Here is a 13,487-nt window from a genome sequence, read left to right on the forward strand (position 1 = left end):
AAGATGAAAGCAGCAATACTGAACGCTGCCCCTGGTCGGCTCGAGTTCGAAGAACTCGACATCGACGTGGCCGGACCTCGAGAAGTTCGCATACGTACAGCAGCCGTCGGGCTGTGTCATACCGATCTGCACTACGTGGACGCGCTCTGGCGAACAGAACTTCCGGAGGTGCTCGGTCACGAGGCATCGGGCATCGTCGAATCGGTTGGGTCAGACGTCACGGCTGTAGCGCCTGGCGACCACGTCGTGACGTGCATGACAGCTTTTTGTGGCCGATGCCGATACTGCATTGCAGGTCGACTCACCCTCTGCTCCAATCATTCCCGCCTCCGCTCGCGGCCCCAGCCGGCGTTGACGACCAAGGCCGGGCGCGCAGTGGGACGAATGGGTGGCATCGGTGGATTCGCCGAACAGATGCTCGTGCACGAGAACAGCGTCGTCCGCGTCGACGATTCGGTACCTCTCGATCGCGCGAGTTTGCTCGGGTGCGCCACCATCACCGGCGTCGGGGCGGTCTGGCACAGTGCTCGCATCGAACCAGGGTCGTCGGTTGCCGTCATCGGTTGTGGAGGCGTGGGGCTTTCGGTAATTCAGGGCGCCCGGCTAGCCGGCGCGGCCCGGATCATCGCGATCGATGTGGACCAGCGAAGTATCGATCAGGCTCTTCGAGTCGGGGCGACTGCGTCAGTGAACGCGGCTGAGATCGAACCAGTCGACGCCGTACGCGCGTTGTGTCCGGGTGGGGTGGACTACTCATTCGAGGCGATCGGCCGCAGAGTCACTGTCGAGCAGGCATTCTCGATGCTCGCTCCCGGCGGAGTGGCCACGGTCCTCGGCATGGTTCCTGATGACGAGCCGCTGCGGATCACAGCGTCGGAATTGTTTTTCCAGGAGAAGCGATTGCAAGGCTCCCTCCTCGGGTCGAACCAATTCCCGACCGATATTCCGCGATTGGCCGAGCTGTACGTCCAGGGCCGACTCGAACTCGACGAGATGATCTCGTTGCGAGTCCCCTTCGGCGAGATCAACACAGGAATCGCAGCGCTTCGTGAAGGAGGGGTGAATCGTGTCGTCGTCGAATTCGCCTGAGCGTGCGCGTCGCCCATTGATCGGAGCGACCGGTCGGCGCTCGAGCGCGGAACGCCTGGCCGTCGAACCTCGGTACCGCCATCTCGAGTTCGACATGCACTACTCCGATTTTCCCACCCGGCTGTCGTCCGAAGGCGCCCTGGTCGTCCAAATTCCCTATGAGGCAAGCGGAATCGACCTGATTGAGCGGCTCGACGGAATAGTCATCTCTGGTGGGCAGGATGTTCACCCCGAAACACTGGGTATCGACGCCGCGCCCACCGACCCGGACAGTGACCCGCGTCGAGATGCGTATGAGATCGAATTAATATCGGGTGCAGTAGAACTCGGTACTCCACTGCTGGGTGTCTGTCGCGGGATGCAGATGCTGAATGTGGCATTGGGAGGCACGCTCGTGCCTGATCTTCCGACCATAGACATCAACCACAAGTCACCAGGACTGGGCATAGCCGAGGAGACCCACCCCGTACGGATCGCCACTGATTCGACGGTGTTCGAGATATACGGCGCACACGTAGAGGTCAACTCCTTGCACCACCAAGCAGTGGACCGGCTCGGCCCGGGCCTCACTCCCAGCGGGTGGGCTCCGGACGGTGTCGTCGAAGCGGTGGAGATGCGCGGGAGACCGATCGTCGGCGTCCAATGGCATCCGGAATGGCGCCGGAAGGACCCCGTCTTCGCTTGGTTGGTCCAGGTCGCTCTCGCGCGAAAGGAAGTGCTCGATGGAGTTGCATGAATACTCGGACATGGACGCCACGGATCTGAAATGTCGACTCGACCGGAAAGAAGTAACCCCTGCTGAAGTGCGCGAAGCCGCACTAGCTGCAATCTCCCACGTCGACACGCACCTCGGTGCCACCGTCGGTCCTCCACTCGACCCACCACCGACGTATTCCACATCCGGTCCTTTCAGCGGAGTTCCGTTCGCGCTCAAAGATCTCCTGTGCACTGCGGCGGGGATAGCGAACGAGAACGGTAGCGCAGCAACCGCAGGCTATATCGCCACACGTGACTCCGATCTGATGGCTAGGTGGCGCGCTGCCGGACTGTCCGTGACCTGTCGCACTGCCACACCAGAATTCGGATTCAGCGCAACGACGGAATCGGCAGTGAACGGTCCTACCCGCAACCCCTGGAACCCACAGCGGGTCGCCGGTGGATCCAGCGGTGGCTCCGCGGCGCTCGTTGCCGCCGGGGCCTTGCCGTGGGCGCACGCCAACGACGCCGGCGGATCCATAAGAATCCCTGCCGCACTGTGCGGGGTGGTGGGACTCAAACCGACCCGCGGGCTCGTTCCACCCGGCCCGGATTCGGATGAACCGCTCTTCGGCCTCACGACTGAGTTCGCGGTCACCCGGACAGTTCGCGACGCCGCCGCGTTGATGGACGTAGTGCACGGCAGCGCACCGGGGGACCGGTACTTTCAGCCGCGTCGAAGCCCCGGCCACTACAGCCGAGCAGTCGGCCGGCGACCGAAAGGCCTCCGGATCGCTGTGTCGACCGAATCACCTGGCAGTCGTCACGCTGCGGACCCCGCCGTGACAGCCGAGGTGATGCGCATCGCGCGCTTGCTCGAACAGTTCGGCGGCCACGTCGAGATTGCGGCACCAGATGTTGACCCCGAACTGTTTCGGGATCTCAATCTCACTTTCTGGTCTGCGTCGATCGCAGAGTCCATGCGCGCACTGACCGGAGTACGCGCCATCGAGGACATGTACTCCTCGCTGGAGAGCTCGACTGCCGCCATGGTTCGTCACGGATTCACCGTGGAATGGGCGGACATCGCCCGCGCCCGCCGCTACCAGAATCACCTGACCCGTGGCACGGCGAGCTTCTTCGAATTCTTCGACCTCACTCTCACGCCCACCACACCGACGACCGCCTGGCACGTCGGCGAACTCGACTCCAACCGGCGGGGTATCACCGCCGGCGAGTGGGTGGACACCTTGGCGAAGTACTCGCCCTTTACTGCCATCTACAACGTCACGGGCCAACCGGCTATCTCCATCCCCACAGGAATGTGTGACGGACTGCCGATCGGAGTGCAGCTCGCCGCAGCTCCCGGCCGTGACGATCTGTTGCTTGCCGTGGCCGCGCAACTCGAGGAAGCCGTCCCATGGGCAGGCCGCGTCCCACCGATTCATGCCGGCAAGCCGCTCCTCCCAGAAACGGAAAAAATGCCGACCCTCTACTCGGAAACGGAACGCACATGAACACCCGCGAGGAATGGACACGATTCGCGACGTCAATCGAAGCGCCATCGGCTATGTGGCTGAACGGTCAATGGTTCAACGGTGACGGGAGTGAGCGCCACCATGTCTTATCCCCGCATGACGACACCGTCGTAACCAGTGTCCCGCTGGCCACTCACGCCGACGTCGACAGAGCCGTCGAAGGTGCTCGCGCGGCGTTTCTCGATGGCCGGTGGGCGAGGATCAGTGCGCGCGAGCGTGGTGCGGTACTGCAGCGGTGGGCAGAGCTCGTCTACGAGCACCGCGACGAACTCGCTGCGCTCATCACACTCGAGATGGGTAAGCCGATCCAGATGGCACGTGATATCGAGCTGCGCGCCGTCGAGAACACCTTCCGCTGGTATGGAGAACTGGCTGACAAACTCTACGACGAGTCGCCACGCGGCCTGATCGATGCGGTCGCGTTGGTGAGCAGTGAGCCGGTGGGGGTGGTCGCGGCGATCACCCCATGGAACTTCCCACTCACTCTCAGTAGTTGGAAAATCGCCCCTGCGTTGCTTGCAGGCAACAGCATGGTCATCAAGCCCGCTACACAGTCACCGTTGTCCTTGCTTCGCTTGGCTCAGCTGGGTTCGGCTGCAGGACTTCCCGACGGCGTGCTGCAAGTTGTCACAGGTAGCGGTGGACAGGCCGGAGCTGCCCTTGCTCGCCACAACGGCGTCGACTGTCTCACCTTCACCGGATCACCGGACGTCGGCAAACAGCTGCTGATCTACGCGGGTGAGTCGAATGCGAAACCCGTGCATCTCGAACTCGGCGGCAAGAGCCCACAGTTGGTATTCGCCGATGCTCCGGACCTCGCCGTTGCAGCGCGCACCGTGGCGTGGGCAATTACCTTCAACGCCGGACAGATGTGCACTGCAGGTGCTCGCTTGTTGGTCGAGGAAACGATCGCGGATCAATTCGTCGCCGAGGTCGTTTCGGAAATCAAGCGCTGCACTGTCGGTGACCCTTTCGATCCCGATACCCACATCGGGCCCGTCGCGAGTCGGGCGCATCGCGCGGACGTCCTCGAACACGCGAGAACTGCTCACACAGAAGGCGCAACGCTCGCCCACGGTTCGCTGCAGGAACGAGCAGGTTCGGGGGCGTACCTGGATCCGATCGTGTTCACCGATGTTCAGGCCGAGCACCGCCTGTTCCTCGAAGAAGTTTTCGGACCGATCCTCGCAGTCACCCGTTTCACTGACGACGCTGACGCCGTCAGGTTGGCTAACGCCACACCGTTCGGTCTCGGAGCGGGGGTGTGGACGTCGAATCTCACACGAGCCCACCGGCTCACGCGCGAAATCGACGCAGGTCTTGTCTGGGTGAACTGCTACGAGGAAGGGGATCTCTCCGTCCCCTTCGGCGGTCGCAAACTCTCAGGCCACAGTGTGGACAAGAGCATCCATGCACTCGACAAATTCACGTCGACGAAGTCGACGTGGATCCATCTCTGAACAAAGGCACAGCACATGTCATCACGGGTCAACGACGGCCACATCGCGATCATCGGAACCGGGTTTTCCGGGCTGTGCATGGCGATCGAACTGAAGAAGAAGGGCATCGACGACTTCGTCCTGTACGAACGCGCCGACGATGTCGGCGGAACCTGGCGCGACAACACATACCCAGGGGCAGCCTGCGATGTGCCCAGCGTGTTGTATTCCTACTCCTTCGCTCAGAACCCGAACTGGACCCGTATCTTCCCGCCATGGTCGGAACTGCTCGACTATCTCAGATCTGTTGCTGCGCAGTATGATTTGCTGCCGCACATCCGCTTCGGTGTCGAGGTCTCCGAAATGCGGTTCGGCGAGGACCGGCTCCGGTGGAACATCCAGTTCGCATCCGGCGAATCAGTGACGGCTGCCGTTGTCGTCAACGGCTCAGGGGGCTTGAGTAATCCGTACATCCCGCAGCTACCCGGACTGGAATCATTCGAGGGTGCCGCATTCCACTCCGCCAAGTGGCGACATGACCTCGACATGTCGGGAAGGCGTGTCGCGGTGATAGGTTCTGGCGCCAGTGCGATCCAGTTCGTCCCCGAAATCGCCCCGCACACCGAGACCCTGCATGTGTTTCAGCGATCACCCAACTGGGTCATGCCACGTGGTGATGCCGCGCTGTCGCCCGCCACCCGCGAAAGATTCTCACGGCGTCCTTATCGTCAACGGTGGCTGCGATGGCGGACCTACTGGGCATTCGAAAAGCTCGCCAGCGCCTTCCTCGGAAATCGCAAACTCGTCGAACAGTACCGATCCCAGGCGCTCGCCAATCTTCAACAGCAAGTGCCGGATTCGGACTTGAGGCAGAAGGTCACCCCAGATTACGATCCCGGCTGTAAACGTCGCTTGATATCCGACGACTGGTACCCCGCGCTGCAACGGGAAAATGTGCACTTGAACACCTCGGGGGTTTCCGAGATCCGCCCGCATTCGATCATTGACTCAGAGGGAGCGGAACACGAAGTCGACACCCTGATCTTCGCGACCGGATTCCAGGCAACCAGCTTCCTGGCACCGATGAAAGTATTCGGCCGCGAAGGAGTCGAACTCTCCGACAGTTGGCGCGAGGGCGCCGCAACAAAGCTCGGGCTTGCATCCGCCGCGTTCCCGAACCTGTGGTTCCTCAACGGCCCGAATACCGGTCTCGGTCACAACTCGATCATCTTCATGATCGAAGCACAAGCCAGATACATCGCTTCGGCAGTGCAGTACATGCGCCGAAAAAGTATCTCTGCCCTCGAACTCGATCGCACCGTCCAGACAGGCGGCTACGCCGCCATCCAAGAACGCATGCGCCGAACTGTATGGGCATCGGGTGGCTGCGACAGCTGGTATCAATCCGCTGACGGTCGAATCGACACCCTGTGGCCGGCCAGCACAATCGAATACTGGTTGCGCACCAGGCTATTCCGCAAGTCCGACTTCCATGCACTGACGACAGGCAAAGGATGAACAACATGGACGTATCAATACTCGGCACCGGCTTGATGGGAACAGCTCTCGCTCAGGCGCTCATACGCAGCGGGACAAAGGTGACGGTGTGGAATCGAACCGCCGACAGAGCGTTACCCCTCGCTGCGGCTGGAGCTACAGTCGCCGAATCTCCACAATCTGCGATTGCGGCCAGCCCGCTAATCGTCATCAGTCTCCTGAACTACGAGATCGCCAAAGATGTCGTTACAGAAGCAGATTCGATTGCCGGAAAAATCATCGTCAACACCGCAACCGGTACGCCGGAGGAAGCGAACCAGTTCGCCGAGTGGATCGCAGGACGAGGCGCTCGGTACCTCGACGGAGCCATAGCTGCATACCCGGAGGACATCGGAACCGAAAGTTCAGGGATCAACTATTCCGGAGACGAGGACGTGTGGGAGGACGTCCAGAGCCTTCTGACACCCATCGCCGCCCAATCACGATATGTCGGAGCCCGTCCCGGTGCCGCCAACGTGATCGACGCGGCCATGGCAGGCGCATTCTTCAACGTCGCGCTCGGTGCCTTCCACGAAGCAGCAGCGTACGTGCGGTCCGAGGACGTCGCGATCGCGGAGATGCGCCACAGTTTGCACCTGTGGACCGACAAACTTCTCGAACTCCTTCACGAAGCACTCAAAGCGTTCGAATCCGGAGAGTACGAGACCGATCAGGCAACCTTGAACGTATACGCAGCCGCAGTAGAAGCCTGGCAACAATCGATGCAGCGAGCAGGCCAACGCGCCGCTCTGATGACGGCGAATCTCGACAACTTGCAACGTGCATGCGCAGCCGGGCACGGGGACAAGGGCATCTTCGCCCAAATCGAAACACTCTCCGCCAACCCTCAATCCGCAATCTAAGGAGACATCAATGACAACCATGGCCAATCACCTCACCGCCCTGCCCTCGACAACAACAGTCGACGAGATCGTCGACGTGATCCACCGCGACGGCGGTGTCATCGTCGAAGATTTCCTCGACACCCCCCAGCTCGACGAGCTGCGCGCCCAACTTGGCCCCGTCCTTGAAAGCACCGGCTACGGAGAAGACGAATTCTTCGCCGGAACCCAAACGCGAAGAGCAGGAGGGCTGTTCGGTCGGATCGACCTCATGCCCCAGATCGCGCTCCACCCGCTCTACTACGGGGCCGCCAAGAAGATCCTTCAGGTGCCCCTGTCCGTCTGGGTCGGAGACGACCAGATCGAAATCACGCCTGATATCCAGATCGGTGTCACTCAGGCAATCGAAATCCACCCTGGGCAGGGTGCCCAGCGTCTTCATCGAGACGACACGAGCTTTCTGTGGCGCCACCCCGACTACGGACGCGAGGGCCGACTGCAGATCATGGTGGCGGTCAGCGATTTCACAGCAGAAAACGGCGGCACCCTCGTCATACCCGGAAGCCATCGGTGGGACGACCAACGAGGCCCGAAACAAGCCGAAGCGGCGCCGACCGTGATGCGGGCCGGTGCTGCCCTCATCTGGACCGGTTCTACGTACCACGGCGGTGGTAACAACTCGTCCGAGGCGCCACGGACCGGCTTGACGATGGCATTCGACCTCGCCTGCTTACGTCAGGAAGAGAACCAATACCTGTCAATCCCGCGTGAAAAACTGCTTGATCTTTCTGAAGAGGTACAGCGACTGCTCGGCTGGGGGTCCGGAGCGAACCTGATGGGTTACGTCGAACGGGGCGGTCAGATGATCGACGCACACGTTCTCCTCGAAAACGGCGCCGTCGAACTCCCGACTGCCCGCTGAACCCTCGATTCTGCACGTCGCTTGCCACCCGCAACCCAACTCGCACAGTAGTTTCTGGGTTTCGAATCGAGAAACATATCCGTCATGGGCGTACTCCAGCTGATTCACCTTGACATCGTGTGTCTCAGGTCAGGACTAGGCAATTGCCTAGTCCTGACCAAGGGTGCAGTGTTCGTACCGCGTGAGCTACCGGTTCTTGAAGAACGAGACGTCGTCGTTGCCGATGAGGTCAGGGACCGTCCAGCCGTCGAGGTCGTATTCACTCAGACACTGCTCGGCCAGTCCCTTCATGGAACTTGCGTGTCCACGATTCTGGGCTGCGAACAGCAGTTCCGCCTTGACGTTTTCGTGGTTGCCGGAGTAGTTGCGTTCGTAGAGTTCGTGGCGCCCGCCGAACTCGGTGCCGATCGAATCCCACAGCGCCTTCATGACTTTCACCCGGTCGACGGCGGTGATGCCGTCCGAACCACGAACGTACTTGTCGAGGTACGGGCGTACGTCCGGGCTCTTGAAGTCGAGTGAACTCGAGGGCAGGTAGATCAGGCCCGACGCGACGTCCTGTTCGATGATCTCCTTGATCCGCGGGTACCCCTGGATCATGAACATTCGATAGGTGAGGCCGTACTCGAGCTTCGGTATCACCGAATCGCCGACCCACTGTTCGGGATCGCGTGCCATCGATTCGGTCAACGACCAGAAGAGGTTTCGCCACCCGATTACTTCACCGACACGGGTCTGAACTCCGCGGAAGCCGCCGGCGCCGGTGGCTTCGAGTGCTTTCATCAACAGGCCGGCGATGAAGTCGAGCTTGACGGCCAGGCGAGTGCAGCCCTGAAAGGTGAAGCGCGGCAGGAAACCCGATTGAGGGAAGAATGCGTTGATCCGGTCGACGTCGCCGTACATGAAGACGTTCTCCCATGGAACCAACACCTTGTCGAAGACGAAGATGGTGTCGTTCTCGTCCATGCGGCTCGACAGCGGGTAATCGAACGGACTGCCCATCACCGCAGCATGTTCGGTGTACGAGGTGCGGCAGATCAGCTTCACACCCGGGGCGTCCATCGGTACCGTGCAGATCAAGGCGAACTGCTTCTTCTTGATCGGCAGACCGTAGTGAGCGATGAAGTTGTAGTTCGTGATCGCCGATCCGGTGGCGACCACCTTGGCGCCGCTGACGATCAAACCGGCGTCGGTTTCCTTCTCCACCTTCATGAAGACGTCGCCGACTTCGTCCGGTGGAAGTTGGCGATCCACCGGGGGATTGATGATCGCGTGGTTCCAGTACAGAACCTTCTCCTGCGATTCGCGGTACCAGCGCTCGGCGTTGTCCTGGAACGGTGCGTACAACTCCTTGTTGGCGTGGAGGGTTCCCAGGAAACTTGCCTTGTAGTCGGGGGAGCGGCCCATCCAGCCGTAGGTCATACGTGCCCACGTCGCGATGGCGTCGCGTTCCTTGAGTAGATCAGCCGACGACGTCGGAGTGCGGAAGAACGGCATGGTGACACCGCCGTTGCCCGTGTCCGTCGGAACGGTCAAGGCGTCCACGTGCTCGCCCGTGTGCAGAGCGTCGTACAGCCTTGCGGTCATGCGGATCGGATTCCGGAAGGCGGGGTGCGTCGTGACGTCCTTGACGCGATCACCGTGAAGCCAGATCTCGCGACCGTCCTGCAGGCTCGAGATGTACTCGTCGCCCGTCATCGGCCGGGTGGCGAAGTTCTTCGTGCGGTTGGCTTCGCTGTCGGCGGCCGGATTGACCTGTGGCGCTCCGGAATCTGCGGGGTCGACGCCGGTGGGAGGAATTTCGGTGGTCGTCATGGCAAAGCCTTTCAGATCGTTTGGGGTGCGGGCTGAAGATGAATCGGGGTGAAGGAAGTGGTGGCGTCGAACCATCCGCTGTGGGGGTCGTCCTGACTGCCGTTCCAGACTGTGGTCGACGAGGTGGTGCCTAGGTCGTGAAAAGTGCTTCGGTAGAACAGAAGCGGATCCTTGCCACTCGACTGCGCATCGACGATCTCACCGATGAAGATGATGTGGTCACCACCGTCGTACTCCTTCCACGGGACGCACGAGATGGTTGCTGCGGCGCCGTCGAGCAGGGGAGCGGTCGGTCCGTCGATCCACTTCGGTTCGGTGCGCTGCGGTCGGCCGGCAAAATGCATGGCCGTGTCCACTTGGTCGGCGGCAAGGATGTTGACGGCAAACGGCGCGTTGCCGAGGTAGCCGCACGCCTTGGACTTTCGCGTCATCGTGATCTGGCACAGGCGTGGTTCCAGGGAGATTGCCGTGAATGCGGTGACGGTGGCTCCGTGTGGTTGACCGTCGGCATTGGTACAGGTGATGACGGTGACGCCGCTCGCGAATTGGCCGAAGATGCCTCGAAGCTGATTTTGTTCCATGACCGGACCTCCTTGTCGGATGGCTGGTGAGTGAGGGTGCCGCGAAGTGCGGGAGGCGGAGGTGCTGGACGACTCGCGCCGGGAGTGAAGACGAACGTACGGCGAGCGCGGCGTTCGGTCGATCCGTACAGCGCGGTGTCTATCCGGATTGCGCACCCGATCGAAGCCTGTATCCGTTTCCTCTTGGAAGTGACCGGGGACACAGTGTTCAATGATGTTCAGCGCTCATGCTCGGCAATGTGGCTGGTCACGGGTTTGGAAGGTGAAGAAGGACGATGGTCGACTCCAAGATCGGTACAGCTCCCCGCGACTGGGACGAGGCGTGTGATGCGGTTTCGGACGCCTATTTTCCGCACACACTCACGCCGTTGTCACGGCACGCGGCCAGCGGAGTCGGGGTGTGCACCGCCGAGTTGGGACCGCTGAGGATCGCTCATATTCGATGGGGAGCAGACGTCGCGGTCGAATCCGAGCATCCCGGTGCCTACGGGGTGAACATCCCGCTCTCGGGCGAGCTCGAGTCGGTGTTCGCGGGCTCGCACGTGCTCTCGACGGAGGGCGTTGCGACGGTGTGTCCGCCCGACATCACCACAAGAATCACGCGGTGGAGCGCGGACTGCGAAATTGTCGGAGTCCGGATGGACCGTCAGTACCTCGACCGCGAGATGGAGAAGGTACTTGGCCGGCCCGGAATGCACTTGCCTGATCAGGTGGATCTTCGGGGAGACGACGGAGCCAGATGGCTGAAATTTGTTCGCTCACTGTCGGATCAGATCCTCGGCCCGGTCGGCGTGCTGCACAACGAACTGGTGGCAGCTCAGCTCTCCGGTGCCGTGGTCACGGCATTCGTCCTCGCTGCAATGCCCGAAAGTGAGGACGCGGTGCGACACGCCAGGCCGCGCATCGTCAAGCGGGTGCTCGACGAGATGCACGACGACCCGGCCCGCGTGTGGACCGCAGCAGAGATGGCCGAGGTGGCGGGCGTCAGCGTACGGAGATTGCAGGAGGGATTTCGGCAGTACGTGGGCCGGAGTCCGTCGGAATGCCTGCTCGACATCCGCCTCGAGCGGGTCCACGCAGATCTGGTGGATGCCGACGACTCGACGACGGTCACCGATGTCGCTGTGAGATGGGGTTTTACGCACACCGGACGATTCGCGTCGTCTTTTCGGCGTAAGTACGGTGTGTTGCCTTCCGAAGTATTGAGAAGTTAGCTCCGGTACCCCATGTCCGCGCTGAGCTGATTCGCCTTCTCGACGAGGAACGGTGCGACGTCGGTGCGAAAGGCTTCCGGGGTTGTGCGTCCGGCCGAGGTAGAACACGCTGCCACACCGACGACGCTTCCGCCGGCGTCGCGGACGGGGGCGGCGAGGGAAATCAGGCCGTCTTCCAGTTCCTCGGACGTGAGTGCATAACCCTGCTCGCGCACCACTCGAAGTGCGGTGTGGAATGCGCCTTCGTCGGTGATCGTGGTGGGTGTGAGGGCGTCGAACGTGGAGTTCGCGATGACTTTGTCGACGATTTCGGTTGGCGCCCAAGCTAGCAGGGCGCGGCCCATGGAGGTCGCATATGCAGGCACTCTGGTACCGACGCTGACGTTGATGCTCATGATCCGGCGTACGGGTACACGCGCGGCGTAGACCACGTCGACGCCGTCGAGCACGCCCAGCGACGCCGACTCGTGAGTGTGTTCTGCGATCTCCAGCAGGCGGGGGAGCGCCGCCTCGGTCAGGGCATGCGATGCAGAGAAGTGCTGGCCGATGCTTAGAACGCGCGGGGTGAGCGACCACCGACTGTTGTTGCCGGTGACGTATCCGAGTTTCTGCAGGGTGAGGAGGATACGTCGGACCGCGGGGCGGGAGAGGCCCGTTTCGGCGGCAAGATCTGCGAGCGACGGGTTGGGGTTCTTCTCGTCGAAGGCCGTCAGCACAGCGAATCCACGCTCGATGCTCTGGATGTAATCGCGATCGTTCTCGCTCACGGAATGACCTCTCATCTGCGGGTATGCCTGATCAGTGCCCTCGAAGGTTGACAAACCTTGTGACTGGGCGCACAGTACAAGCGTACGCACAGCGTAACAGATGTACGCAAAGCGTACAAACAGACTTGGGAAGCCGACTCAGCCCAGCAGTACGGCACCCACCCGGTAACAGCCACATACGGCCCCGAGGAGGACCACATGACCACTTCCGAGAGCCCCACCGCAGTAGGTTCGGGCACGGCCGCCACCGACAAGTTCCTCCAGGAACGAGTCAGCGCGGACACCCCGCCCGAGCGCGTCTCGGCCATCGCCAAGGACGTGCTCGAGGCACTTGCCGGCGTCATCGACAAGCACGGCATCACCTACCCCGAGTACCGCGTACTCAAGCAGTGGCTCATCGACATCGGCCAGTTCGGCGAGTGGCCCCTGTGGCTGGACGTCTTCCTCGAGCACAACGTCGAGGAGGTTGCGTACCGCGGCCAGCACGGCACCAAGGGAAGCATCGAGGGCCCCTACTACGTCGCCGACGCCAAGACGTTGCCATCCAAGTGTGAACTTCCGATGCGTGACAACGAGGTTGGATCGAAGCTGGTCTTCGAGGGCCAGGTTCGCGATCTCGACGGCAACGGGTTGGATGGGGCCACCGTCGAGCTGTGGCATGCGGACGACGAGGGCTACTACTCCCATTTCGCGCCGCACATCCCCGACGGTAACCTCCGCGGAACGATCGTTGCCGATGGTGAGGGGCGCTTCGAGATCACCACGATTCAGCCTGCGCCGTACCAGATCCCGACCGACGGCCCCACCGGCTGGTTCATCGAGAAGGCCGGCTGGCATCCGTGGCGTCCAGCGCACCTGCACCTCATGGTGAAGGCTCCCGGTAAGCGCACGATCACTACCCAGCTCTATTTCAAGGACGGTGAGTGGATCGAGAACGACGTGGCAACTGCCACGAAGCCCGAACTGATTCTCGATCCGAAGCCGGGTGCCGATGGAATCAACCGGGTCACGTACGACTTCGTGCTCGACCCGGCCTGATCCACAACTG

General features: G+C 61.6%; 12 protein-coding genes. 9 read left to right on the forward strand and 3 right to left on the reverse strand.

Annotated elements, in window-relative coordinates:
• The first annotated feature begins 3 nt into the window (after nt 1-3).
• From AC1DWA_RS15860 to AC1DWA_RS15890, 7 genes are read left to right on the forward strand one after another with little or no spacing between them, the layout of a single operon-like run.
• A complete protein-coding gene (locus AC1DWA_RS15860; RefSeq protein WP_019745639.1) occupies nt 4-1,089 on the forward strand; it encodes a Zn-dependent alcohol dehydrogenase in 1,086 nt (361 codons plus the stop codon).
• Nucleotides 1,067-1,825 (forward strand): gamma-glutamyl-gamma-aminobutyrate hydrolase family protein, encoded by a 759-nt coding sequence (locus AC1DWA_RS15865; RefSeq protein ID WP_477846432.1) that lies wholly within the window; start codon nt 1,067-1,069, stop codon nt 1,823-1,825. Before AC1DWA_RS15860 ends, AC1DWA_RS15865 begins: the two co-directional genes overlap by 23 nt.
• Complete coding sequence (locus AC1DWA_RS15870) at nt 1,812-3,302, forward strand: amidase (RefSeq protein WP_230091019.1); 1,491 nt, start codon at nt 1,812-1,814, stop codon at nt 3,300-3,302. Before AC1DWA_RS15865 ends, AC1DWA_RS15870 begins: the two co-directional genes overlap by 14 nt.
• On the forward strand, nt 3,299-4,783 hold the full coding sequence (locus tag AC1DWA_RS15875) for an aldehyde dehydrogenase family protein (protein ID WP_477846433.1): 1,485 nt from the start codon (nt 3,299-3,301) through the stop codon (nt 4,781-4,783). Before AC1DWA_RS15870 ends, AC1DWA_RS15875 begins: the two co-directional genes overlap by 4 nt.
• Nucleotides 4,784-4,798: 15 nt before the next feature.
• Complete coding sequence (locus tag AC1DWA_RS15880; RefSeq protein ID WP_477846434.1) at nt 4,799-6,280, forward strand: flavin-containing monooxygenase; 1,482 nt, start codon at nt 4,799-4,801, stop codon at nt 6,278-6,280.
• A gap of 5 nt (nt 6,281-6,285) precedes the next feature.
• On the forward strand, nt 6,286-7,161 hold the full coding sequence (locus AC1DWA_RS15885; protein ID WP_020971038.1) for an NAD(P)-dependent oxidoreductase: 876 nt from the start codon (nt 6,286-6,288) through the stop codon (nt 7,159-7,161).
• A 10-nt stretch (nt 7,162-7,171) separates the two neighbouring features.
• Nucleotides 7,172-8,062 carry a phytanoyl-CoA dioxygenase family protein gene (locus AC1DWA_RS15890; RefSeq protein ID WP_020971037.1) on the forward strand — a complete coding sequence of 297 codons (891 nt, stop codon included), beginning with the start codon at nt 7,172-7,174 and terminating at the stop codon, nt 8,060-8,062.
• Between the two features lie 186 nt (nt 8,063-8,248).
• On the opposite strand, the gene AC1DWA_RS15895 is transcribed toward AC1DWA_RS15890, so the two are convergent.
• Both AC1DWA_RS15895 and AC1DWA_RS15900 read right to left on the reverse strand, forming a co-directional pair.
• Entirely contained in the window at nt 8,249-9,877 is a 1,629-nt protein-coding gene (locus AC1DWA_RS15895) for a 4-hydroxyphenylacetate 3-hydroxylase family protein (protein WP_020971036.1), read from the reverse strand.
• An 11-nt stretch (nt 9,878-9,888) separates the two neighbouring features.
• A complete protein-coding gene (locus tag AC1DWA_RS15900; protein ID WP_477846435.1) occupies nt 9,889-10,458 on the reverse strand; it encodes a flavin reductase family protein in 570 nt (189 codons plus the stop codon).
• A gap of 275 nt (nt 10,459-10,733) precedes the next feature.
• Here AC1DWA_RS15900 and AC1DWA_RS15905 point away from each other — a divergent pair, with 275 nt between their 5' ends.
• Nucleotides 10,734-11,672 (forward strand): AraC family transcriptional regulator, encoded by a 939-nt coding sequence (locus tag AC1DWA_RS15905; protein WP_047889028.1) that lies wholly within the window; start codon nt 10,734-10,736, stop codon nt 11,670-11,672.
• On the opposite strand, the gene AC1DWA_RS15910 is transcribed toward AC1DWA_RS15905, so the two are convergent.
• Nucleotides 11,669-12,439 carry an IclR family transcriptional regulator gene (locus tag AC1DWA_RS15910; protein WP_060938243.1) on the reverse strand — a complete coding sequence of 257 codons (771 nt, stop codon included), beginning with the start codon at nt 12,437-12,439 and terminating at the stop codon, nt 11,669-11,671. The two genes, AC1DWA_RS15905 and AC1DWA_RS15910, sit on opposite strands and share 4 nt — an antisense overlap.
• Nucleotides 12,440-12,637: 198 nt before the next feature.
• Here AC1DWA_RS15910 and catA point away from each other — a divergent pair, with 198 nt between their 5' ends.
• Nucleotides 12,638-13,477, forward strand: a complete 840-nt coding sequence (gene catA, locus AC1DWA_RS15915) for a catechol 1,2-dioxygenase (protein WP_021331787.1) — start codon at nt 12,638-12,640, stop codon at nt 13,475-13,477.
• The last annotated feature ends 10 nt before the right edge of the window (nt 13,478-13,487 follow it).

Source organism: Rhodococcus sp. P4_F3_2 (genome assembly GCF_056401335.1).